At 63.6% G+C, this 24363-nt stretch carries 23 protein-coding genes; 10 read left to right on the forward strand and 13 right to left on the reverse strand.

From position 1 onward, the window contains the following. Positions 1-102: 102 nt before the first annotated feature. The 3 genes from UP10_RS20570 to UP10_RS20580 all read left to right on the forward strand — a co-directional run bounded on the left by UP10_RS20570 (position 103) and on the right by UP10_RS20580 (position 3728). Positions 103-1947, forward strand: coding sequence for an IlvD/Edd family dehydratase (locus UP10_RS20570; protein WP_044589100.1), 1845 nt, complete (start codon positions 103-105; stop codon positions 1945-1947). A 112-nt stretch (positions 1948-2059) separates the two neighbouring features. Continuing rightward, positions 2060-2791, forward strand: coding sequence for an SDR family oxidoreductase (locus tag UP10_RS20575; protein WP_044589101.1), 732 nt, complete (start codon positions 2060-2062; stop codon positions 2789-2791). Between the two features lie 190 nt (positions 2792-2981). Further along, positions 2982-3728 (forward strand): SDR family NAD(P)-dependent oxidoreductase, encoded by a 747-nt coding sequence (locus UP10_RS20580; protein WP_044589102.1) that lies wholly within the window; start codon positions 2982-2984, stop codon positions 3726-3728. Between the two features lie 59 nt (positions 3729-3787). On the opposite strand, the gene UP10_RS20585 is transcribed toward UP10_RS20580, so the two are convergent. Further along, positions 3788-4651, reverse strand: coding sequence for a LysR substrate-binding domain-containing protein (locus tag UP10_RS20585; RefSeq protein WP_044589103.1), 864 nt, complete (start codon positions 4649-4651; stop codon positions 3788-3790). 107 nt (positions 4652-4758) lie between these two features. Here UP10_RS20585 and UP10_RS20590 point away from each other — a divergent pair, with 107 nt between their 5' ends. The 4 genes from UP10_RS20590 (at position 4759) to UP10_RS20605 (ending at position 8435) form a co-directional block, all read left to right on the forward strand. Beyond that, positions 4759-5670 carry a DMT family transporter gene (locus UP10_RS20590; protein ID WP_044589104.1) on the forward strand — a complete coding sequence of 304 codons (912 nt, stop codon included), beginning with the start codon at positions 4759-4761 and terminating at the stop codon, positions 5668-5670. 103 nt (positions 5671-5773) lie between these two features. Next, positions 5774-6454 (forward strand): site-2 protease family protein, encoded by a 681-nt coding sequence (locus UP10_RS20595; protein WP_044589105.1) that lies wholly within the window; start codon positions 5774-5776, stop codon positions 6452-6454. 30 nt (positions 6455-6484) lie between these two features. Continuing rightward, on the forward strand, positions 6485-6916 hold the full coding sequence (locus UP10_RS20600) for a hypothetical protein (protein ID WP_156180183.1): 432 nt from the start codon (positions 6485-6487) through the stop codon (positions 6914-6916). A 298-nt stretch (positions 6917-7214) separates the two neighbouring features. Next, positions 7215-8435: an ABC transporter substrate-binding protein gene (locus tag UP10_RS20605; protein ID WP_044589106.1), complete on the forward strand. Its 1221-nt coding sequence runs from the start codon at positions 7215-7217 to the stop codon at positions 8433-8435. 160 nt (positions 8436-8595) lie between these two features. On the opposite strand, the gene UP10_RS20610 is transcribed toward UP10_RS20605, so the two are convergent. The 8 genes from UP10_RS20610 to UP10_RS20645 form a co-directional block, all read right to left on the reverse strand. Further along, positions 8596-9393, reverse strand: a complete 798-nt coding sequence (locus UP10_RS20610; protein WP_044589107.1) for a TonB family protein — start codon at positions 9391-9393, stop codon at positions 8596-8598. A gap of 10 nt (positions 9394-9403) precedes the next feature. Beyond that, complete coding sequence (gene exbD / locus UP10_RS20615; protein WP_044589108.1) at positions 9404-9871, reverse strand: TonB system transport protein ExbD; 468 nt, start codon at positions 9869-9871, stop codon at positions 9404-9406. Positions 9872-9874: 3 nt separating this feature from the next. Then, the gene (exbB, locus tag UP10_RS20620) at positions 9875-10849 is read right to left on the reverse strand and encodes a tonB-system energizer ExbB (protein ID WP_044589109.1); all 975 of its coding nucleotides are present in this window, start codon (positions 10847-10849) and stop codon (positions 9875-9877) included. A gap of 111 nt (positions 10850-10960) precedes the next feature. Beyond that, complete coding sequence (locus UP10_RS20625; RefSeq protein ID WP_044589110.1) at positions 10961-11380, reverse strand: DUF2946 family protein; 420 nt, start codon at positions 11378-11380, stop codon at positions 10961-10963. Between the two features lie 92 nt (positions 11381-11472). Further along, complete coding sequence (locus UP10_RS20630; protein ID WP_044589111.1) at positions 11473-12162, reverse strand: Fe2+-dependent dioxygenase; 690 nt, start codon at positions 12160-12162, stop codon at positions 11473-11475. Positions 12163-12183: 21 nt separating this feature from the next. After that, positions 12184-14751 carry a TonB-dependent receptor gene (locus UP10_RS20635; protein WP_050043759.1) on the reverse strand — a complete coding sequence of 856 codons (2568 nt, stop codon included), beginning with the start codon at positions 14749-14751 and terminating at the stop codon, positions 12184-12186. Between the two features lie 274 nt (positions 14752-15025). Continuing rightward, a complete protein-coding gene (locus tag UP10_RS20640) occupies positions 15026-15265 on the reverse strand; it encodes a hypothetical protein (RefSeq protein WP_044589175.1) in 240 nt (79 codons plus the stop codon). 125 nt (positions 15266-15390) lie between these two features. Then, entirely contained in the window at positions 15391-15852 is a 462-nt protein-coding gene (locus UP10_RS20645) for a MarR family winged helix-turn-helix transcriptional regulator (RefSeq protein WP_044536653.1), read from the reverse strand. A 180-nt stretch (positions 15853-16032) separates the two neighbouring features. Here UP10_RS20645 and UP10_RS20650 point away from each other — a divergent pair, with 180 nt between their 5' ends. From UP10_RS20650 to UP10_RS20660, 3 genes are read left to right on the forward strand one after another with little or no spacing between them, the layout of a single operon-like run. Then, positions 16033-17202, forward strand: a complete 1170-nt coding sequence (locus UP10_RS20650) for an efflux RND transporter periplasmic adaptor subunit (protein WP_044589112.1) — start codon at positions 16033-16035, stop codon at positions 17200-17202. After that, positions 17199-20345, forward strand: a complete 3147-nt coding sequence (locus UP10_RS20655; protein WP_044589113.1) for a multidrug efflux RND transporter permease subunit — start codon at positions 17199-17201, stop codon at positions 20343-20345. Before UP10_RS20650 ends, UP10_RS20655 begins: the two co-directional genes overlap by 4 nt. Positions 20346-20402: 57 nt before the next feature. Continuing rightward, positions 20403-20945, forward strand: coding sequence for an invasion associated locus B family protein (locus UP10_RS20660; protein WP_044589114.1), 543 nt, complete (start codon positions 20403-20405; stop codon positions 20943-20945). Positions 20946-20958: 13 nt separating this feature from the next. Here the strand turns inward: UP10_RS20660 and UP10_RS20665 are convergent, their stop codons facing one another. The 4 genes from UP10_RS20665 to UP10_RS20680 form a co-directional block, all read right to left on the reverse strand. Further along, positions 20959-21669: an ABC transporter ATP-binding protein gene (locus UP10_RS20665; protein WP_044589176.1), complete on the reverse strand. Its 711-nt coding sequence runs from the start codon at positions 21667-21669 to the stop codon at positions 20959-20961. A gap of 83 nt (positions 21670-21752) precedes the next feature. Continuing rightward, entirely contained in the window at positions 21753-22523 is a 771-nt protein-coding gene (locus UP10_RS20670; protein ID WP_044589115.1) for an ABC transporter ATP-binding protein, read from the reverse strand. Next, on the reverse strand, positions 22513-23499 hold the full coding sequence (locus tag UP10_RS20675; RefSeq protein WP_044589116.1) for a branched-chain amino acid ABC transporter permease: 987 nt from the start codon (positions 23497-23499) through the stop codon (positions 22513-22515). The genes UP10_RS20670 and UP10_RS20675 overlap by 11 nt, the downstream gene beginning before the upstream one ends. Continuing rightward, positions 23499-24362, reverse strand: coding sequence for a branched-chain amino acid ABC transporter permease (locus UP10_RS20680; RefSeq protein WP_044589117.1), 864 nt, complete (start codon positions 24360-24362; stop codon positions 23499-23501). The genes UP10_RS20675 and UP10_RS20680 overlap by 1 nt, the downstream gene beginning before the upstream one ends. Position 24363: the final 1 nt, after the last annotated feature.

The following is a 24363-nucleotide window of genomic DNA, read 5'->3' on the forward strand; positions in this document are numbered from 1 at the left end:
TGTGCGTGATCGCTCCGATTTGTAATGCGCGACAATTTGCGCAAGGTAGAAACCAGAGCCCTTAGAACGGGCCGAAGCGAGTTTGCACTGCGGGAGAATCCAATGACAAAACCCCACACCAACGGGCACGACGCCGCAAACCAGGGCCAGGACAGCAAGGGCAAGCGCCGCAAGCTTCGCTCCCTGGAGTGGTTCAACAACCCGCACAATCCCGGCATGACAGCGCTCTATCTCGAGCGCTACCTCAATTACGGCCTGACCCGCGAGGAACTGCAATCGGGCAAGCCGATCATCGGCATCGCCCAGACCGGTAATGATTTGTCGCCCTGCAACCGGCATCACCTCGAGCTCGCACATCGGGTCCGCGAGGGCATCCGCGCCGCCGGCGGTATCGCGATGGAGTTTCCGATGCACCCCATTCAGGAGACCGGCAAGCGCCCGACCGCGGCGCTCGACCGCAACCTCGCTTATCTCGGCCTGGTCGAAATCCTGTTCGGCTATCCGCTCGACGGTGTGGTGCTGACCACCGGCTGCGACAAGACCACGCCGGCCTGCATGATGGCGGCCGCCACCGTCAACCTGCCCGCGATCGTGCTGTCGGGCGGCCCGATGCTGAATGGCTGGCACAACGGCGAGCGCACCGGCTCCGGCACTATCGTGTGGAAATCGCGCGAACGGCTCGCCGCCGGCGAGATCGATTATGAGGAGTTCATGTCGATCGTGGCCTCCTCCGCACCCTCGGTCGGCCATTGCAACACCATGGGCACCGCCTCAACGATGAACTCGCTCGCGGAAGCCTTGGGATTCTCGCTGCCAGGCTGCGCGGCGATCCCGGCGCCCTATCGCGAGCGCGGCCAGATCGCCTATGAGACCGGCAAGCGTATCGTCGACATGGTCTGGGAAGATTTGAAGCCGTCGGACTTCCTGACACGCGAGGCGTTCGAGAACTGCATCGTGGTCAATTCGGCGATCGGCGGCTCGACCAACGCGCCAATCCACATCAACGCGTTGGCACGCCATGTCGGCGTCGAGCTGTCGATCGACGACTGGCAAAAATACGGCCACGACGTGCCGCTGCTGGTCAACATGCAGCCGGCCGGCTTCTATCTCGGCGAGGAATATCACCGCGCCGGCGGCGTGCCTTCAGTGGTGCGCGAATTGATGAAGCACAAGCGCATTCATGAGGGCGCCCTCACCGTCAACGGCCGCACCATGGGCGAGAACTGCAAGGATGCGCCGGTGCCCGACAGCGACGTGATCTGGGGCTACGACAAGCCGCTGGTGAAGGACGCCGGCTTCCTCGTGCTGCGCGGCAATTTGTTCGATTCCGCGATCATGAAGACCAGCGTGATATCAAAGGAATTCCGCGACCGCTATCTCTCCAACCCGAAGGACCTCAACGCCTTCGAGGGCCGCGCCATCGTATTCGAGGGACCGGAGGATTATCACCACCGCATCGAGGATCCCGCGCTCGAGATCGACGAGCACTGCATTCTGTTCGTCCGCGGCACCGGCCCGATCGGTTATCCCGGCGGCGCCGAGGTCGTCAACATGCAGCCGCCGGCGGCGCTGATCAAACGTGGCATCCTCGCCCTGCCCTGCATCGGCGACGGCCGCCAGTCCGGCACGTCGGGCTCGCCCTCGATCCTCAACGCCTCGCCGGAAGCCGCTGCCGACGGCGGTCTCGCGATCCTGAGAAACGGCGACAAGGTGCGCATCGACCTCAACAACGGCAGCGCCAATATCCTGATCTCGGAGGACGAGCTGCGCACCCGCCGCGCCGAGCTGAAGGCCAAGGGCGGCTTCCCCTACCCGGCGAACCAGACGCCATGGCAGGAGCTGTACCGCCAGACTGTCGGCCAGCAATCGACCGGCGCCTGCCTCGAACTCGCGACGCGGTACCACGACATCGCCGGCACGGTCGGTGTCGCGCGCGACAATCACTAAACCACCACCGTCATTCCGGGATGGTGCGTCAGCACCAGACCCGGAATCTCGAGATTCCGGGTTCGCGCTGCGCGTGCCCCGGAATGACGGATAAGAGAAAAGGAAAGAACGCATGTCAGACCGACTGAAGGGAAAGCGCGCTGTTGTTACCGCCGCGGCGGCAGGCATCGGGCGCGCATGCGCAATCGCATTTGCGCGTGAGGGCGCCACCGTGATCGCCACCGACATCAACGAAAGCGGCATCGCCACTCTCGGCAAGGAAGGCGTCGCCGAGACAGCGCGGCTCGACGTTCGCAACACGGCCGAGGTCAACGCGTTCGCCAAGCGCGTCGGCAAGATCGACATCCTGCTCAATGCGGCCGGCTTCGTGCACCACGGCACTATTCTGGAGTGCTCGGACGAAGATTTCGATTTCTCGTTCGACCTCAACGTCAAATCCATGCACCGGACCATCAAGGCGTTCCTGCCTTCGATGCTGGCAGGCGGTGGCGGCAGCATCGTCAACATCTCGTCTTGCGCGGCGTTGCGGCCTCCGGCCAACCGCTATGTCTACAGTGCGTCCAAGGCGGCGGTTTCGCTGCTCACGCGCGCGGTTGCGCTCGACTTCATCACCCAGGGCATCCGCTGCAACTCGATCTGCCCCGGCACCGTGGAGACGCCTTCGATGCTCGATCGCGCGGCCGCCGCGGGCCCCGATGGACGCGAGAAATTCGTTGCCCGGCAGAAAATGGGCCGGCTCGGCACCGCAGAGGAAATCGCCGCGATGGCGGTCTATCTTGCAAGCGACGAAGCTGCATTCACCACCGGCGTCGACATGGTCGTCGATGGCGGCTTCATGCTCTGATCTTAACCTCTCCCCGCTCTTTGCGGGGAGAGGTCGGATTGCAAGCAATCCGGGTGAGGGGCGAGGCACACCACCTCCGCATTCGCAGGTGGAGACACCCCTCACCCCAGCCCTCTCCCCGTAAGAACGGGGCGAGGGAGCGGACTTCCGCCGCGGCTGCATTTGAATTTGAAATGAAGGATTGTCGCGAATGAACAAGATCGATCTCAACAGCCGCTGTGCCGTCGTTACCGGCGGCGCGCAGGGCTTTGGCCGCGCCATCACCGAGCGCCTTGTCGCCTCCGGCGCGAAGGTCGCGATCTGGGATTTTGACCTGCCGCTGGCCGACAAGACCGCCAAAGCGATTGGCGATCAGGTCATCGCGATCAAGGTCGACGTCACTGATCCGGCCGCCGTGGACGCCGCGCGCGACACGACGCTGAAGGCGTTCGGCAAGATCGACATCCTGGTCAACAATGCCGGCATCGCCGGAATCAACAAGCCGGTCTGGGAAACCGACCTCGACGAATGGCGCAAGGTGCTGCGCATCAATCTCGACGGCCCCTTCATCGTCTGCAAATCGATCGTGCCTGCGATGATCGGCCAGAAATACGGCCGCATCGTCAACATCGCCTCGATCGCCGGCAAGGAAGGCAACCCGAACGCAGCGCATTATTCGTCGTCGAAGGCCGGCCTGATTGCGCTGACGAAATCGCTCGGCAAGGAACTCGCGCAGCATGACATTCTGGTCAATGCGGTGACGCCGGCTGCGGCGAAGACCGCGATCTTCGACCAGATGACCCAGCAGCATATCGACTTCATGCTGTCGAAAATCCCGAAGCGCCGCTTCGTGCTGGTCGAAGAACTCGCTGCGATGGTGGCGTGGCTGGCCTCCGAAGATTGCGCCTTCTCGACCGGCGCGGTGTTCGACATTTCCGGCGGCCGCGCGACGTACTAGAGCGTTTTCGAGCGAAGTGGATACCGGTTCGCGTCAAGAAAACGCGTCAAAACAAAAATCTAGCGTCCCCGCGGCTGACGGAGCGCCGCCACAAGATGATCGGCGAGCAGCGACGCCGCTCGCGAGAGGTTCGGCGCACGATGCAAACGGATTTCCGCGCGCGGCAATCGCGGCATTCCGTCGCGCGCGGTCAGGCGGCGGAGCGATGGCGGAAAGGTACCTGACTTGACCACGGTCACGGCAAGGCCTTGCGCCGCAATCGCCTCGACAGCCGCGAGGCTGTGGCTGACAAAGGCAAGCCGCCACGGCCGGTTCGCTTCATCCAGCGCCTGCATCGCCCAGCCCCGAAACAGGCAGCCCTGCGGATAGAGCGCGACCGGGAGCGGATCGCGTTGCTCGACGCGATGCTCGGCACTCGCGGCCCACACCGCCTGCTCCGTTCGCAGCAACTCGCCCTCACCGCGTCCTTCGGGGTGCATGGCGATCACGAGGTCGTAGGCTTCGCCGAGCCGGCCGGTCATCGTGGACGTCAGCCCGGTCTCCATCTCGACATGGATCAGCGGATAATTGGCGACAAAGCCCGCCAGCAGTGGCGGGACGAGCAAGGTCCCATAGTCGTCCATCACGCCGAGGCGAACGCGCCCATCCATTCCATGCGCGCGCACTCGGCCGACCGCTTCGTCGTTGAGGCTGAGAATGCGCTTGGCGTAGCCGAGCAGCCCCTCGCCGGCCGCGCTCAGATCGACATTGGCCTTGGTGCGGTGAAACAGTTCGGCCTGCAGCCGCTCCTCGAGCCGCTTTACCTGCATGCTGACCGCCGACTGCGTGCGGTTCAGCGCCGAGGCGGCGCGGGTGAAGGAGCGATGGTCCGCCACCGCGACGAAGGCTTGCAGGAGATCGGGATCCAGGACCGGGGCACTCATCACGAACTGCGATTTGATCTATCAATAATATTCCATTCCTTGATTAGCTCCCGTTCTCTAGCTTGCGCAAGCGAAACGAAGGGGTCGAACGGAATGGGCGAGGCTTGATGGGCGAAACTTGGGGGGTGTTGGCGGCGGTGCTGTCGAGTGCGCTCGGTGGAACCTCGATCGGGGCGACGCGGTTTCTGGTCGGCGCCATCGATCCCCTCGCGATCGGCTCGTTCCGGTTCGGGATTGGCGTTCTGCTGTTGCTGCCGCTCGCGCTGTCAGGGCTGCGGAACTGGCCGCCGCGGCGCGACTGGCCGGCCGTGGCCGGCCTCGGGCTACTGTTCTTTGCGGCGTTTCCGATCCTGTTCAACGCCTCGTTGATGTCAACGACGGCGGCGCGCGGCGCGCTTGCGCTGTCAACGTTGCCGCTGCTGACGATGGTGGTCGGCGCCGCGCTCGGGAGCGAGCCGCTGACCGCCCGAAAGACCTCAGGCGTCCTCATCACGATCCTTGGGGTTTCGATGGCGCTACTGTCCGGCCTCGCCACCGCGCCGCCGGGCGCGTGGCGTGGCGACCTCTTGATGGTCGCCGCCGCCCTCTGCATGGCCCTTTACAGCATCTGGTCAAAACCCTTCATCCGCCGCTCCGGGCCAATTCCCTTCACCACGCTGGCGATGGCGGCCGGCGCCGCGGTCCTGATCTCAGCCTCGCTGGTCCACGGCAGCTTCACGCCGGTTGCGGATTTCGGTCCACCGCAATGGTTCGGCGCGATCTATCTCGGCGCGTTCGGCGCTGCGCTGACCTTCTATCTCTGGGCCTTCGCGCTGGAGCGGACCACACCGACGCGGGTCGCGATATCAGTCACCGTCAACCCGATCGCGGCCTCGCTGGTCGGGGCAGTGCTGCTGGGCGAGCCGCTGCGCTGGAATCTGATAGCCGGGATCGTCACCGTCTTCGTCGGCATCTGGATCGCCACCACCCAGCCGCGGGTGACGCGCAGCGAGGCTGTCGCCGCGCCGGACGTGCGTTGACGACAAGCCCGGAACCCGCGTCAAATTGCCGGCGTTTGCCGCAAAAGCCGTTGTAAATCCGTGCTAGCTTGATTGCCCCAAAGCGAATCCAAGGCGGCGCGAATTGAACGTTTCCCTTTATGGCGTCTCCGTCTGGGTGCTACCACTGATCATCGCGATCACCTTTCACGAGGCCGCGCACGGCTTTGTCGCGCACCGGCTCGGCGACAACACTGCCTGGCAGCTCGGCCGCGTCAGCTTCAACCCGCTCAAGCACATCGATCCGTTCGGCACGATCATCCTGCCCGCCGTGCTGCTGCTGGCGCAATCGCCGTTCCTGTTCGGCTACGCCAAGCCGGTGCCGGTGAACTTCCGCAACCTCAATCACCCCGGGCTCGACATGGTGTGGGTCGCGCTGGCGGGCCCGGCGACCAACATCATCCTGGCGACCGCGGCGGCGCTGGCATTCCACGCGCTGCCGTGGGTGCCGGCAAATGCCGCGCAATGGACCGCGGACAACCTGAAAAACGCGTTCCTGATCAACATCGTGCTCGCGATCTTCAATATGCTGCCGATTCCGCCGCTGGACGGCGGCCGGGTCGCGGTCGGGCTGCTGCCGCGGCCGCTGGCCTATCCGCTGTCCCGGCTCGAGCCCTACGGGATGCTGATCCTGATCGCCCTGTTGATCCTGCTGCCGATGGTCGGCACCCGCTTCGGCCTAAATCTTGATGTTATTTCGACAATACTGCGAACACTGACCGGCTATGTGATCCAGGCCCTTCTCCTTATCACCGGGAACACGTAGCTCTATTTCAGGTGGGAACGTGTCGAGGCCATGGTGATCAAAGCTGCCGATATGCTGATTGCGCGACGCGCCGACACCCGTGCGCGGGCCGACTTTGCGACCTGGCGGATGATGGCCAAGCTGAACGGCGCATCCGCGCTGCCGCCGGAGGCGCAGAGTTTCCTGGCCAGCTACAGGAAGCTCGTGGAGAAGATGGACGACACCGCGGCCAGCGAAGCCACCATCCAGCTGATGTACCGTAGCTATTATGCCGAGATGGGCGGCGCCGGCACCGCGCCGGAGGTTCCGGCACGGTTGCGCGAACCGGTCACCGACACCGGAACCGTCACTGCCTTCCGCCGCCTGCCCGCCAAGCCGAAGCCCGGCGCATCCGGCCCAAACGCCAAGCGTCCGCTGCCGGTCGCGCTGATCTTCGCCTGCCTCGTCGTGGTCTACGTCGCGATCCGGTATTACTGGCGGTAGTCGCTCCCTCCACCCGCGTGGCGCGGCTGCTTCCCGTCATTGCGAGCCAACGGGTCGCGCGAATGCGCGCCCGATGACAGGCTCCGCGAAGCAATCCATAGCGCCACAAGCGGCAATATGGATTGCTTCGTCGCCATCGCTCCTCGCAATGACGGCTGTGGCGCTTTCGCCTGCATTTCCCCACCCCGCGGAATATCCGACCTTCGGACGTTTGGCCGCGCCTGCCTAGGCGGGGAACCGAATGCCGGGCATAGTCACAACACAAATCCATTCACTCACAAGAGCATTTGGAGGGGCAATGAAGCGTTCGATTGCAGCATTGGTTTTGACCACGAGCCTGGTATTTGGAGGCGCCGCGCTGGCGCAGACGATGGACAAGGTCGTCAAGGTCGGCAGCCTCGGCGATCAATCCGGCCTCTATCAGGACATCGGCGGACCCGGCTCGACGATCGCGGCGCAGATGGCGATCGAGGATTCCGGGCTGCTCGCCAAGGGCTGGAAGATCGACGTCATCTCGGCCGATCACCAGAACAAGCCCGACATCGCCGTCAGCATCGGCAAGCAATGGATCGACGTCGAGAAGGTCGACGTGTTCGTCGATCTCGCAAGCTCGGGCGTGGGGCTTGCGATCGCCAACCTGGCCAAGGACAAGAACGTCGTCAATCTGAACTCGGGTTCGGCCTCATCCGATCTCACGGGCTCGCAGTGTTCGCCGAACACGGTGCACTGGGTCTACGACACCTACATGCTCGCCAACGGCACCGGCAAGGCGCTGGTCAAATCCGGCGGCGACAGCTGGTTCTTCCTCACCGCGGACTACGCGTTCGGCCAGGCGCTCGAGCGCGACACGTCGGCGGTCGTCATCGCGAATGGCGGCAAGGTGCTCGGCAGCGTCAAGCACCCACTCAACAACGCCGACTTCTCCTCGTTCCTGCTGCAGGCGCAGAGCTCAAAAGCCAAGATCGTCGGCCTTGCCAATGCCGGCGGCGACACCACCAACGCGATCAAGCAGGCGGCCGAATTCGGCATCGTTGCCGGCGGCCAAAAGCTTGCAGGCATGCTGATGTTCATCACCGACGTCAACGCGCTCGGCCTCAACGTCGCGCAGGGCCTCAACTTCACCGAGACCTTCTACTGGGACATGAACGACCAGACCCGCGCCTTCTCGAAGCGATTCATGGAACGCTTCAAGAAGAACCCGCCGACCATGGTGCAGGCCGGTGTCTATTCGTCGCTGATCCATTACTTCAAGGCGCTGGAGGCGCTCGGCGGCAATCCGCATGACGGTCGCGCCGTGGTCGCCAAGATGAAGGAGCTACCGACCGACGATCCGCTGTTCGGCAAGGGCTCGATCCGGGCCGACGGCCGCAAGATCCACCCGGCCTATCTGTTCGAGGTGAAGACACCGGCGGAATCGAAATATCCGTGGGACTATTACAAGTTGGTCGCGACCATCCCGGCGGACGAAGCCTGGCTGCCGCTGGAGAAGAGCGTCTGCCCGCTGGTGAAGAAGAGCTGACCCAAGCGTCATTCCGGGGCTCGCCAACGGGTCCGCGCAAAGCGCGGCCCGATGACAGGCTCCGCGAGAACCCGGAATCCATCGGGCGACACGTTCAATGGTGAAATGGATTCCGGGTTCGCGACTTCGTCGCGCCCCGGAATGACGGACGGTATGAGCCTCAGCCCTTGTTCTTGACCCGGAAGATCACGGGCAGCGTGAAGCTCAGGCCTTCGTCGGCGACGAGCGGCGGCGGCGCGGGAACGGGATCGGAGCGCTTGACCATCGCGAGCGCGGCCTCGTCGAACGCGGCATCGCCCGAGCCCTTCTCGATCGCCATATCGAGCACGTGGCCGACCCGGTCGAGCGTGAAGCGGACATATATCTCGGCTGTCTTGAGGGCGCGGTCGGCGGGATATTTCTTGTGCTTGTCGAGATGCGCCATCAGCTCCTTCTGCCAGGTGGCGCGCACGCGGCGGGCGGTGTCGCCGGTGCCGAGCACGGGCGCGACCGATTTCTGGCCCTCGGGGATCACCTCGGAGCTCGGCGTCGCGGTCGCCTCGGCCGCAATCGATTCCTGCGATGCGGCGGTCTGGACCGCGGCGACCTTCTGTTCCTCTTCCTTCGGCTTCTTGTTGTCGTTCTCGGTCACCACCCGATCGGCGTCTTCGGTCTCGGTCGGAGTGTCCTTGGGCAGATCGGTTTCCTTCACCTCGGCTTTCTGCTCGGCGAGCTGCGGCGAGGCCACGGAGGCGTCGGTGTCGGGACCCGGCGGCAGGTCGGTCGCCTCGCGATGCACGGCGGCGAGTTCGACGCCCACTTCGATCGCCGACGCGCCAAGCGCGTCGTCGTCGGGCTCCTCGGCCTTCAGACTGGTGAGCGCGAGCGCAGCGCCGCCGAGATGAAGCGCGAGCGCAACCACCGCGGCAGATACCCACAGCATCCGGGAGGGCTTCTGTTCGAGATCGGACATCGGCATCAGGCCTTCGTCATGGGTTCGCTGTCGCCGGCGCGCCCTGCTGCGCCGCGGCGTCCGGAACCCCCTCCAGCGTCACCAGCTTGATCTTGGAATAGCCCCCCGCGCGCAGCATTTCCAGCACGTCCATCAGCTCGCCATAGGGGACCGCACGGTCCGCGCGCAGGAAAATGAACTTGTCCTTGCCCATGTCGGCCATGCCGTCGAGCGTCCGCACCAGGTCGACCCGCTTGACCATGTTCTCGCCGATCGCGACCGCGAGGTCCGGCTTGATGCTGACATAGGTCGGCTTGTCCGGCTTTTTGGTCGGCGTCGCCGTCGAGGTCGGCAATTCGATCGGCAAGTCGACGGTCGAGAGCGGCGCGGCCACCATGAAGATGATCAGCAGCACCAGCATCACGTCGATGAACGGCGTGACATTGATCTCGTGCGACTCGGCGAATTCGTCGTCGCTATCGTTGTCTGCGAGCGAAACTGCCATCGCCTACTCCGCCGCCGCGGCGCGCGCGCGCGGAACCTCGCCATGGGTGCGATCAAGATCGCGCGACAGCAGCCGTCCGGCGGCGCCCGAGGCGCGGCTGACCAGTTCCAGGTAGCCCTTCGTGACACGGGTGAAGTGGTTGTAGATGATCACGGCGGGGATCGCTGCAACCAGGCCGATCGCGGTCGCCAGCAGCGCTTCGGCGATGCCCGGCGCCACCACGGCAAGGTTCGTGGTCTGCGACTTCGAAATGCCGATGAAGCTGTTCATGATGCCCCAGACGGTGCCGAACAGGCCGACGAAGGGCGACGTCGCGCCGATCGTGGCGAGCAGGCCCATGCCGAGCCTGATACGGCGGGCCTCGGAGCGCAGGATCTCGGCAAAGCTCGAGGCCGCGCGTTCCTTGATGCCGCTGTCGCTGGAGATCCCGGCCGACAGCCGTCCCTCGCGCATCGCCGCCGCGATGAAGGACGACAAGACGCTGCCCTTGGCGCCGAGCGCGAACTGCGCTTCCGCCAGCGACCGCGCGTCGCTGATCTTGGCGAGCGCACCGCGCAGCTTGTTCTGGACCACGGTCAACTCGATCATCTTGGCGATGAAGATCGTCCAGGTGACGAGCGAGGCGAAGGCAAGGCCGATCATGACGGCTTTGACGATCACGTCGGCCGACATGAACATCAGCCACGGCGACAACTCGTGCATGCCGGTGCTGGTGGACTTCAGCGGCTTGCTCTCGCTATCCGCCGGTGCAGCGATCGCCTGCGGCACGGGTTCTGCCGACGGCGCAGCACCGGGCGATGCGGGCGCCTGCACCGGCGCCACGGCTGCCGGTGCCGGTGGGGCCTGCGCTTGCGTCGGCGCGGGAACTTGCCTTGGCGCGGGAGGCGCGGCCTGTTGTGCCGACAAGGGCGACACCAACGACAGCATCGCCAGTGCCAGGATCAAACAAGGGGTCGCTCGAAACGGGGACATATTCATACTTCGGCCCGGGAACTGGATCATTCAATCATGGTGTATGCATCAGGTCACCGGCGGCTGGTGCCTGATGCCGAGATTGCGGCCGCGACGCATCAACGCCGGCCATCGTTGTCAGGCGACGGGCGGAGCACGAGGTTGGAACGCAGCGTCGACGCACCCGAGATCGACCGACGTCGCGTTGGTGATCAAATAGGCGAACTCGGCAGCCTGAGGCGCCGGCAGCAAGGGCGGTGTCGCCGATAGCGGCGCGTTGGCGAGCGCCAGCACGGCGCAGATCGGGCAATCATCGGCGAGCCCATCGTCGGAATGATGGCCCGCGGGCATCTTCAACCGGACGACCCAGGATGCGACCGCATCCCAGGCGTCGTGCGATGTATGTGTTACCGTAGCGCGAGCGACGTGCCGCGGGGCGTCCGGGGCTGCCTGCGCAAAGCTTTCGTGGAGATGTCCGAACGACAGCACAAACTGGATTGCGAGCGCTAACAGCGCGAGCCGCGAACCCTGTCTGATGTTTGCTCGGAACCACTTCATGTCGACATGCGCCTTGACCGGGACGTCAGCTGATAGGCCGGAACCCCCGATGTTACAATATAACATCCTTGGATCAGCACCTAGCGAAGTCTTCATACCTCGGCCCAGTGGCGGATCAGGTTGTGATAGATGCCGGCCAATTTGACCGTTTCGGGGTCATCACGTCCCAGTCGCTCCACCAAGGCCTGGATCGCCGTATCGAGATCGAAGATCAGACTGCGCGCGTGCGCATCTCGTATCATGCTCTGCAGCCAGAAAAAAGACGCAACCCGCGTCCCCCGCGTGACCGGCGTGACCAGATGCAAACTGGACGCAGGATAAAGTACCAGATCGCCCGCCGACAGCTTGATTTCGTGGGATCCGTAGAGGTCTTCGATGACGAGCTCGCCACCATCGTAATCATCCGGCTCCGATAAAAACAGCGTGACCGACAGGTCGGTACGGATCCGCAAGCCGGTCAGCTTGTCGCCGCGCACCGCATTGTCGACATGCAGCCCGAAATGATGCCCGTCATCGGCGGCATAGCGGTTGAACAAGGGTGGAAAGATTCTCAGTGGGATCGCCGCCGAGATGAAGCGCGGGCTCGCCGACAGCGCGGTCAGGATGCGGTTGCCGAGCTGCCGCGCGACCTCGCTGTCAGGCGACAGCTGCTCGTTACGTTTGACCAGCGCGGAGGCCGCGCCGGCGGTCGAGCGGCCGTCCTCCCACGCACTGGCGTCCATGATGCGGCGGAAATCCGCCACATCGCTTTTGCTCAGGACATTTGGAACGCATATCAGCATCGCGCCGCTTTGATGCCTCCGTCAGTAACGTGCGGAGAGCATGAAAGCCACGGTACGGCCGGGTGCTTCCAGAGTAAACGGCGCCGCACTTTGATAGAACGCGGTGTAATAGAGCTTGTTGAAGATGTTGTTGACGAACAGCTTCGCAGTCCAGTTCTTGTCGATCTTTGCCTCCGCGAAGCTATCGAAACGCCAGAAGCTCGGCAGCGACGTGCCCTGGTTTGCCGCAAGCAAGGTGCCGCCATACATCTTGGAACGATAGACGGCTTGGCCACCGACCTCCCACCTGTCGTCGATCTGATATTTGCTGAGCATACTGAACGACTGATGAGCGATGTTGGCCAGCGGCAGGCCGACGTTTGTGGGGTACAGAGCGGGGTCGGCCGAGGGAACCAGCGACTTCGTCACCTCCGACTTCATCAGCACCAGGCCGCCGAACACGCTCCATTTGTCGGTGATCTTGCCGGCAACTTCGAGATCAATGCCGCGGATCTGATAGGCCGCGCCGGCGGTGATGCAAGGCTGCGAGGCTCCTCCTACCGCGACATTATAGGTGCAACCTGATGCTGTCGGGTTCGCCGCAGTGACGTTCACCGACTCTCGCGCATTGGTGACGTTGGTCTGGAACAGCGCGCCAGTCACGAGCAAATGGCGATCAAACAGCTCCCATTTATTGCCGACCTCGATCGCGCTGTTCTTCATCGGCCCAAATATCTGGTTCGCACCCCCAAGTACATTCGGCGAGATTCCGCCGTAAGCCGCGCTGGTGCCGTCGAATTCGGAGCCCACCGGATTGGACGACGTCGCATAAGCAACATAGACGCTGGTAATCGGCAGCGGCTTGAACGTAAGGCCCAGGTTGAAGTTCGGCATGTCGAATTGCGCGGCTTGCGAATTGAAGACACCCGCGACAGAGCCTGACGTACCGTAACCACTGACCTTGATGCCGTAGTCGTCCAGGCGGATGCCGCCATTGAGGATGACCAGATCGCGGTAATTGGCGGAATCAAGCAGATAGCCGCTCGTCGTGTCGATCGCGATTTGCGTCGGCTTCCCCGTGAGCGAGGGCGTCGTCGGGAACGTCGCGAATGTGTACTGCGGATTGGTGATGCTCACATTGGTTGGCGCCCCGCTGCTGTTGACCACGATACCGGTGCTGCTCTCCCCGTTTAGCCCGGCATACGAATCGATGCTCGAAGTCTCGCGCGAGACCTCGACGCCGGCGACCATGGTGTGGCGCCAGTTACCGGTATCGAACTTGTACGTGAATTCGCTCTGGTTGGCGACGACGTCCGTCGGCTGATAGCGGCTCAACGTGTTGGCGGTCAGCGTGTTCCCCACAACGTTGGCTGACTCCGGAATCGTGCCGATGTAATTGAGCAGCGACTCCGAGCCCCGGACCTTGTTGCTAAAGGTCAGATCGGGAGTGATCTTCACTTCGGTGTTGACTGTGGCGATATCCTGATGGACCTCGAAAAAATCGCGGTTGACGAAGCCGTAGAAATTGTCGCGATTGACGCCAAATTCCGGGGCCGGGCCACCGGCGGTGGTCGTATATTGACCGGCGGCATTGGTGGGTCCGGTCCGGAGGTACGGCACGCCGAAGTCCGGCATTCCGTGGATATCGGTGTGAACGTAGTCCGCGGTCACCTTCACCGCATCGACCGGCTTCCAGGTCAAAGCCACAAAGCCGCCGCCGCGATTATCAGTGATAAAGCTTCGGCCTTCGACGCCCGCATCCTGGTACACGCCGCCGGCGCGAATGGCCAATGTCGGGCTGATCACCTGGTTGACGTCGAGCGCGACGCGCTTGGTGTTGTCGCTCGCGTACGTCGTGTCCATGTTGTAGAACGACTTCTCGGTCGTCGCCTGCTTGGTCACGATGTTGATCGCGCCACCCGTCGTGCCGCGGCCGGCGAATGACGAACCCGGACCACGCAGGATCTCGACCTGCTCGGTGAAGAAATTCTCGCGGACGCTGACGCCGGGATCACGGACGCCGTCGATGAAGACGTCATTGCGGGTATCGAAGCCGCGGATGAAGAAGCGATCGCCAAAGGCGTTGCCGCCCTCTCCGGTACCGAGCGTCACGCCGGCGGTGTTCAGGACCGCCTGCTTCAACGACGTCGCGTTCTCGTCAGCCAGCACTTCCTTGCTCAACACCGTGATGGTCTTCGGCGTGTTCAGGATCGGCTCCGGAAATTTGCCCGACGCCTGAATGTGGTCGACCTTGTACGGCGCAGCCGCATCCGCATAGGGATTGCGATCGGCAGAAAGACTGCCGGCATTCGGGAACGGCACCGGAGCCGTCTGTGCCTGCTGGTTGCGGCGCGCGGCGCGGCGCAGCGCGGTGCGGGCGCGGACCTGGTCCGGCGAAGGCTGAGACGTAGCAGGACGCGGGCGAGCGACCGGGGCATCGACCGTCACCGGCGGGAGGTTGGACTGCTGCGCTTCAGCACCCGAAAAGGATGCCACCGCGATCAGGCCTGCGACCGCGGAAACCTTCGTGCCGGAATAAGTTGTTTGATCGTTGGCCGAGCCCATGACCGAGTCGAAACGCAGCGACCTCGGTGCCTTCACCGTGTTCATTTCCAAACGCCCCCAAAAAAGCAAGCTCATCTGCGACATCGCAGTGCGACGAACTGTCTCTATCGGTTACCGAGCGTGAAATTTCGGGTCAATGCGATTGCTGCAACAGCGCGCTTGAATCGCCATAATTCAAAGCGATTCTAATCTGCAGTCTGAAGTCGTTCTAAATCTACTTTGTAAGCGTTCTAATAATCGTTCTAAATTATTGCACGCCGCTTTGAGCAGCTTCGCAAGCACTGCTCGATGCATACCAACCGCTTCAACGTTGGCCGCTTCACTCGGTGCTTGGCGGCTTCATCAGCGAAAACAGCTCGTCGACAGTCCGCTGCGCAACCTGCCGCACGCGTTCGGTGTTCTCCATGCCGGCGATGTTGACGCCGCTCACCACCGCTCTGATCTCGTCGCGGAAGTCGGTGAGGAAGCGCAAGGGATCACGCTGCTCGTTGGCGACCCGTGCGATCAACCCCGCGACCAGGATCTGACACGCCATCATGCGCCCGTTCAATTCATCCATCGCGGCCCCCTCGTCTCGCAACACCGATGTGCGCGATATGAACGACATCATGCCGCGTTTCAACTGCACTGCACGAGCCGGGTGACGTGAGTTGATCGAAATAGCGTTGCGCGACGAGGCGTGCGCTATTTCGCGGCGATGCGCTCGGGTCCCTCGCCGAGAGTCTTAATGCGATCCTTGACCTCGCGAAGCGTGGCGAGCCCGCTTTCGACATGCTCGGCCGGCACGTCGCCCAGCACGTCGCTCGCGATCGCGTCGCGCAAGCTGTCGAGGTCATCGACGAGCTGGCGTCCGCTCCTGGTCAGGAAAAGCCTGTTGGCGCGACGATCCCTTGGATCAGGCCGCCTTTCGAGCAGACCGTGCTCGACCAGACGATCGAGCAGCCGCACCAGCGAGATCGGCTGCAGCTCGAGGACATCGGCGAGATCGACCTGCGACAGCCCCTCCTGCTCGCGCAGGCGGAACAGCACGATCCATTGGGCGCGGGTTGTCCCTCGCGCCTTGGCGCGATGATCGATATAGTTGCGCAGCAGCCGCGAGCTTTCGACGAGCTGGGCAATGAACTGGCGTTTGAGATCCTGCGACATAGGGGTCCCTGGAGCGTTCCCAAAGCGTTTGTTTCTGTTCGTTTCTTGCCTAAACCTTTCCAAATGTTTAGGATTCTCAAGTCGTAGTGTGTTTACACATTAAGTGCACGCATATTATATCCGCAAGCTCTGGGAACCGTTTCGATCACCCATTATTGCTTGCGCAACCCAAGAGCCCGCATGTCGAATTCACGTACCATTGGTTGGGTCCTGCTGATCGCCGCGGTCGGCGGAGCCGGTTATTTCGGCTGGCAGAAATACACAGACAACAAGCTGGCCGCCGAGGCCGCGCAAAAGCGTGCCGCGGTACGGCCCGCGGTTCCGGTCAAGATCTCGCCGGTCGAACAGGCCGATTTTCCGGTCTACCTGACCAGCCTCGGCACCGTGCAGGCTTTCAACACCGTCCAGGTCCGCACCCGGGTCGACGGCCAGATCACCAAGATTGCGTTCAAGGAAGGTCAGTTCGTCAAGGCGGGTGACACGCTGGTCGAGATCGATCCGCGGCCGTATCAGGCCGCGCTCGACCAGGCTAAGGCCAAGAAGGCCCAGGACGAGGCCAACCTCGCCAATGCCAATCTCGACCTGCAGCGCTACACCAAGCTCGGCGAATTCGCCACGCGCCAGCAGACCGACACCCAGCGCTCCACGGTGGCCCAGCTGACGGCCCAGATCGTCGCCGACGACGCCGCCATCTTCAACACCCAGACCCAGCTCGACTACGCAACGGTGAAATCACCGATCGACGGGGTCGTCGGCCTGCGACTGGTCGATATCGGCAACATCGTCAACGCCGCGACCCAGACCGCGATCGTCACGCTTACCCAGATCGAGCCGATCACGGTAATTTTCACCGCGCCCGAGGACCAGTTGCCTGATATCAAGGCCGCACTTGCCGTGGCGCCACCGAAGGCCATTGCCCTGTCGACCGACGGCAAGCGGGTGCTGTCCACCGGCACCCTGGCGCTGATCAACAACCAGGTCGACACCACGAGCGGGACTATTCGGCTGAAGGCGGTGTTCGACAACAAGGACCACGAACTGTGGCCGGGCCAGTCGGTCTCGACCCGGCTCCTGGTCAAAACCTTGAAGGATGCCACCGTTGTCCCCGACGACGCAGTGCAGCATGGCACTGACGGCCTGTATGCGTTTTCGGTCAATCAGGAGAACAAGGCTGAGCTTCGCAAGATCAAGGTCAGCCAGTCGGTCGATGGCAAGTCGGTGATCGACGACGGCCTGTCGCCGGGACAACAGGTGATCACCGCGGGCCAGTACAAGGTCTCGCCGGGAATCCTGGTGACCACGGCGGTAGCGAGTTCGGATCAGCTCAAGGCGAAGGTTACGCAGGAATGAGCGACGGAATTTCCGCACCCTTCATTCGCTTCCCCATCGGCACCTCGCTGATGATGGCCGGCATTCTCTTTGTCGGTCTGGTCGCCTACCCCCTGCTGCCGGTGGCGCCGCTGCCGCAGGTCGACTTCCCGACCATCCAGATCACCGCGACACTGCCGGGCGGCAGCCCGGAGACGATGGCGACTTCGGTCGCCCAGCCACTGGAGCGCCAGTTCGCGCAGATCCCCGGCATCGCGCAGATGACCTCGACGAGCTATCTGGGCACCGCGTCGGTCACGATCCAGTTCGACCTGAACCGCAGCATCGACGGCGCGGCCAACGACGTGCAGGCCGCGATCAACGCGGCAAGCGGCCAACTGCCCAAGAGCCTCCCCTCGCCGCCGACCTATCGCAAGGTCAACCCGGCGGATTCGCCGATCATGCTGCTGTCGGCGAGTTCGGACACGCTGCCGCTGATCACGGTCAGTGATTCCGTCGACGCACAGCTGGCTCAGCAGATCAGCCAGATTTCGGGTGTTGCGCAGGTCATTATCGGCGGCCAGCAGAAGCCCTCTGTGCGCGTCCAGATCGACCCGGCCAAGCTGGTGGCGAAGGGCCTGTCGCTGGAGGACGTCCGCAACGCGATCAATATCGCGACCGTCGACAGTCCCAAGGGCAATATCGACGGCGACACCCGCGCCTATACTATCTACGCCAACGACCAGCTTCTGAAGGCGGCCCCCTGGAACGATGTCATCATCGCCTACCGCAATGGCGGCCCGTTGCGGATCCGGGATATCGGACAGGCGGTCGACGCGGCGGAAGACGCCAAGCAGGCCGCCTGGGCCAACGGCAAACGCGGCGTTTTCCTTGTCGTCTTCAAGCAGCCCGGCGCCAACGTCATCGACACCGTCGACAAGATCAAAGCCTCGTTGCCGCGCCTCGTCGCTGCCATTCCGCCAGCAATCAAGATCGAGGTCATCAGCGACCGCACCACCACGATCCGGGCCGCGGTGGAAGACGTCCAGTTCACTTTGCTCCTGACCATTTTCCTGGTGGTCATGGTGATCTTCGTCTTCCTGCGCAGTTTCTGGGCAACGGTGATCCCTGCGGTCACCGTGCCGCTCGCCCTGCTCGGCGCCTGCGCGCTGATGTGGGTGTTCGGATACACGCTGGATAATTTGTCACTGATGGCGCTGACGATCGCGGTCGGCTTCGTGGTCGACGACGCCATCGTGATGCTGGAGAACATCAGCCGTTACATCGAGGAGGGCGAAAAGCCGATGGCGGCGGCCTTCAAGGGCTCGCGCGAAATCGGCTTCACCATCGTCTCGATCAGTATTTCGCTGGTCGCAGTGCTGATCCCGCTGCTGCTGATGGGCGGCATCATCGGCCGACTGTTCCGCGAATTCGCGGTTGTGCTGGCGATGACGATCTTCGTCTCGATGTTCGTGTCGCTGACCCTGACCCCGATGATGGCGTCGCGCTTCCTGCGCGCTCACAATGAGGAGAAACACGGCCGCTTCTATAAGCTTAGTGAGCGCGGTTTTGATGCGATGCTGCGCGCCTATGAGAACGGCCTCGACCTCGCCTTGCGCTGGAAATTCACCACGCTGATGGTGTTCTTCGCCACGCTCGCGCTGTCGGTCTATATGTTCGTGATCATCCCGAAGGGCTTCTTCCCGCAGCAGGACGTCGGCCTGATCTCAGCGACCTCGGAAGCCAATTTGGACATCTCCTTCGCTGACATGAAGCGGAAACAGGAGGCGCTCGGCAAGATCGTGATGCAGGATCCCGCCGTGGCGTCGGTGGCGATGGCAATCGGCGGCAGCGGCCGCGCAGGCAACAACGGCAATATGTTCATCACGCTTAAGCCGTTGAACGAGCGCGGCGTGAATGCGCAGCAAATCATTGCCCGTCTACGGCCGAAGCTGGAAAAGGTCGAAGGTGCCCGGCTGTTCATGCAGGCGGCGCAGGACGTCCGCCTCGGCGGCCGCCCGACTCGCACCCAGTTCGAATTCACGTTGCAGGACGCCGATCTGACCGAGCTGAATCAGTGGGCGCCCAAGATCCTCACCAAGATGCAGACGCTGCCGGAGTTGCGAGACGTCGCCACGGACCAGCAGACCAACGGCACCACGCTCGAGCTGAAGATCAATCGTGACACAGCCTCGCGCTATGGCATCCAGCCGCAGCTGATCGACGACACGCTGTACGACGCGTTCGGCCAGCGTCAGGTGACGCAGTACTTCACCCAGCTCAACAGCTACCACGTCATCCTCGAAGTGCTGCCGGAGCTGCAGGGCGCGATCGACACGCTGAATAATATCTACATCAAGTCGCCTCTGACCGGGGACCAGGTGCCGCTGTCGACGTTGGCGAAATGGAGCAGCGTGCCGGTGCGGCCGCTCTCGATCAGCCACCAGGGCCAGTTCCCGGCGATCACGATCTCGTTCAACCTGGCCCAGGGCACAGCACTCGGCCAGGCGACGGAGGCGGTGCAGAAGGCGATGGTCGAACTCGGAGCGCCGCCGACGCTGAGCTCGAGCTTCCAGGGCACCGCGCAGGCGTTCCAGCAATCGCTGTCGACCGTGCCACTGCTGATCCTGGCCGCGCTCGTGGTCGTCTACCTGATCCTCGGCATTCTCTACGAGAGCTACATCCACCCGATTACGATTCTCTCGACCCTGCCCTCGGCCGGCGTCGGCGCGCTGGCGATCCTGATGGCCGCCGGCTTTGACTTCAGCCTGATCGCGCTGATCGGCATCATCCTTCTGATTGGCATCGTTAAGAAGAACGGCATCATGATGGTCGACTTCGCGATCGCCGCCGAGCGCGACGAGCACCTGGAGCCGGAGGCGGCGATCCGCAAGGCGGCCTTGCTGCGGTTCCGCCCGATCATGATGACGACGATGGCCGCCATGCTCGGCGGCGTGCCGCTGATGCTCGGCACCGGCACCGGCTCGGAAATCCGTCAACCGCTCGGCTACGCAATGGTCGGCGGCCTGATCGTCAGCCAGGCGCTGACGCTGTTCACCACACCCGTCGTCTATCTTTATCTCGACCGGCTCTCCAACGCCTTTGCGAACTGGGGCCGCTCGTCGCGCGCCGATGACCACGCAGATCACGGCGAGGACGGCTCGGTCAAGCAGGCCGCCGAGTGACTTGACTTTGCCCTTCTACCGGCACATCCGAAGGGCGTTCCTTTCGGAGTTGCTGCCGTGAAGATTGTCGCAAAGTCGCTGTTCATTTTGTTTGCCGTGTTCGGTGCGGCCGGCCTCGGCCACGCCCAGACCCCCAAAGCCAAGACGCCACCCGCACCGGCGCCCTCTCCCGCCGATGCCGCACCCGCCGCCAATCCCGGATGGGTCGCACGCTGCACCTCTGCAAGCCGAGACGCGCCGCTCGAATGCGCGATGGAGCAGACTGCTGTTCTCAGCAAGACCGGCCAGCTTGTCGTGCTGGTCAATATCCGCATCCCCGGCGACACCCGCACGCCCGTCGCGCTGATCCAGCTGCCGCTCGGGCTAAACCTGCCGGTGGGCGCCAGGCTGCAGGTCGACGAGGGCAAGACAGTCGACGTACCGGTGCAGACCTGCGAAGCACGCGGTTGCTATATCAACACCCCTGTTGGCGCCGACATCCTCGCCGCGCTGAAATCGGGCAAGCAGTTGAAGGTATCGTTCCAGAACCTCGCCAAGGAAACGATCACAATCCCAATGCCGCTCGCCGATTTCGCGACGGTGTACGAGAAGATCAAGTAGGCGGCCCGCGCTCTCACGCCCCAAGATACGCCTTCTGCACTTGCGGATCCTCGGCGAGCGCAGCCGCGGTGCCCGACAGCACGCTCCTGCCGACCTGCAGCACGATCGCAAAGTCGGAGACTTCAAGCGCGAGCTCGATCGACTGCTCGGCGAGCAAGATGGTCAGGCCCTCGCGATGCAGGCGGCCGAAGGTTTCGTACATGGACTCGACCACCGCAGGCGCCAAGCCCAGCGACGGCTCGTCCAGCATCAGCAGTTTCGGATCGCTCATCAGCGCGCGGCCGACCGCCAGCATCTGCCGCTCGCCGCCGGACATGGTGCCGGCGCGCTGGGTGCGGCGCTCCTTCAGGCGCGGGAAGATCTCGTAGACCCGCTCGAGCAGCGCCCTCGCGCGGGCCCTGTCGTGCAGCGGCGTGGCGCCGAGCAGCAGGTTGTTCTCGACGCTCTGCTGCACGAACAGCCGCCAGCCCTCCGGCGACAGCGCGAGCCCCTTGCGCACGATCGCGAATGCGCTCTGCCCCGCGATCTCCTCGCCGGCAAAGCCAATCGTACCGGAGTAAACGGGAATGAGACCCGCGATCGCATTCAGCGTCGTGGTCTTGCCGCCGCCGTTGGAGCCGAGCAGCGCGACCACGCTGCCCTGCGGCACCTCCAGCGACACGTCGGAGACGCCGATCAGGTCGCCGTAGCGCACCTCGAGATGCTCGATCTTCAGCAGAGGCATGGAGCCGTTTCCGGCTCCAGATTCTTGTTTTGACGCGTTTTCTTCACGCGAACCGGTCCCCACTTCGCTCGAAAACGCTTTGCTCATGTCGCGGGCCCACCCATCAGCTCGATCGGCGTGTGGCCGGCGGCGACCTTGGCGGCGGCGCGGGTGCCGAGATAGGCCGCGATCACGGCTGGATTGGACGTCACCTCGCGCGGTGTGCCGTGGGCGATCTCCCTGCCCTGGTGGAACACCATGACGCGGCTCGCCAGCGACATGATGACTTCCATGATGTGCTCGACGATCACGAGCGTCACTCCGGAGCGATGGATGTCACGGACGAGATCGATCGCAAGCTGCACTTCGCGTTGTGTGAGGCCGGCCATGGCCTCGTCGAGCAGCAGCACCTTGGGTTCGGTCGCGAGCGCACGCGCGATCTCCAGCCGCTTGCGGCCGGGCGTGCCAAGCGAGCGCGCCGGCGCAGCCGCCAGCCGCTCCATGCCGACGCGCGCCAGAACGGCCCGCGCCTTCGTCTCGGCCTCGGCGCGATGGGAGGTGCGCAGGAAAGCGCCGATCATGACGTTCTCGAGCACCGTCATGCCCTCGAAGGTCTGCGGCACCTGGAAGGTGCGCGCCAGCCCGAGCCGCGCCCTCGCCTCCGGCGTTGCGCGCGTGATGTCGTGCCCCTCGAACAGCACCTGGCCGGACGTCGTCTGCAGGTCGCCGGTCAGGCAATTGAAGAAGGTGGATTTCCCCGCACCGTTCGGACCGATCAGGCCGAGGATGTCACCCTGCTCAAGCGTGACGCTCGCCGCATCCACCGCCTTGAAGCTGCCGAAGGCTTTTGTGATGTCGCGTGCCTCAAGGAGCATCGACGGCTCCTTTCGCTGGGTCCCCGGCGGATCTTTGCTTGGCCCAGAGGCGGTTGACGAGCGCCAGGATGCCGCCGGGCTGGAAGCGCGCGATCAGCACGATGATCGCGCCGTAGACGACGAAGGTCAGGCCGGCGCCCTTGCCGCCGAGCAGGCTGTTGGAGATTTCCTCCAGCGGCACCAGGATCGCAGCGCCGACCAGCGGCCCGAACAGCAGGCCCGCGCCACCGAGCGCAGCCATGATCAGGATCTTGACCGAGATCAGGATGCCGAGCCCGGAGTCCGGATCGACGAAGCCGAACATGACAGCATAGAGCGCGCCGGCGACGCTGGTCAGCCCCGCGCTCAGCATATACGCATACAGCTTCGTCCGCGCGACCGGTGCGCCTAGCGAACGCGCAGCCCGTTCGGAGTCCTTGATGGCGCGCAAGTAAAATCCCATCCGGCTGTTGGCCATCCACCAGGTGATACCGAGCGTGATCGCGAGGACCGCGAAGAACAGGTAATAGTAAGGCAGCGCCGAGATGAAGGAGAGATCGAACACATTGCGCGGCACGGTTGGGCCGCTCAGGCCCACGGCTGCGCCGAGATAGTCGGTATTGGTGACAATCAGCCGCGCCAGTTCGGCGACCGCGATCGTCGCCATGCTGAAATAATGCCCGGACAGCCGCAACGTCGGCACGCCGATGACAGCTGCAATCGCGACGCTGACAACGATGCCCGCGGGGATTCCGACCAGCGGCGACAGCGTATAATGCGCATACGCGCCCATCGCGGCGTAGGCGCCGCAGCCAAAGAACACGGCATGACCGACGGAAACCTGGCCGGCATAGCCGCCGATGATGTTCCAGGCCGACGCCGCGATCGCATAGAGCAGGATCAGCGCGCCAAGCCGCTGCTGGAACGGCGTGGCGAACACAAAGGGGTAAGCGATGACGATCGCGATCGCGATCAGGAGCCAGAAATAGCGGCGCATCACGTCTTGCCCATCAAGCCTTGCGGCCTGAACCAGAGGAAGCCGAGGAACAGCGCGTAGACCACCATGTCCTTGTAGACGGCGCCGATCAGATATCCCGACAGCGACTCGATCACGCCGATCAAGAGCCCCGCGACCAGCGCGCCCGGCACACTGCCGAAGCCACCAAGCGAGACGGTAACGAAGGCGACGATGCCGAGCGTCTCGCCGACCGTCGGCACGATGTAGAAGAAGGTCGCGATCAGCGCGCCGGCCAGCCCGGTTGCACCCGCCGCGATCGCCCAGGCGATCGCCTGCATGGTATCGGGACGAATGCCCATCAACTGTGCCGCGGTGGAATCTTCGGCGACCGCCAGCATCCGCGATCCCAGCGTCGAGCGCGTCAGCAACAGATGCAGGCCGAGCGTCACCAGCAGCGCCACGACGCCGGCAAGCAGGCGCGAGGCCTGGATGCGGATGCCGAAGACGTCAAACGTGCCGCCGACCAGGTCCCCCGGCAGCGACAGGAAATTGGCTCCGAACCACCAGAACACCGAATAGCGCAGCAGCAACGCCAGCCCGAACGTGCCGAGGATCTGCGCCAGCATCGGCCCCTTCATGACCTCACGAATCAGGCCGAAGTAAACGATGATGCCGAGCGTTGCGAGCGCCAGTGTCGCCAGCGGCGCGCCGATCAGGGGCCCGCCGCCGAGGAACGTGTAGACCACATAGGCGACATACATGCCGAGCATGACGAAATCGCCGTGGGCAAAATTGACCACGTTCATCATGCCCCACACCAGCGTCAGGCCGGAGGAGAAGAGCGCGTAGACGGCTCCGAGCAGGAGGCCCCCGACGATCACCTGGATAAGGACTAAGGACATC

Origin of the sequence: Bradyrhizobium sp. LTSPM299 (assembly GCF_000938235.1) — a bacterium.
In the GTDB taxonomy this organism is placed as follows: Bacteria; Pseudomonadota; Alphaproteobacteria; order Rhizobiales; family Xanthobacteraceae; genus Bradyrhizobium.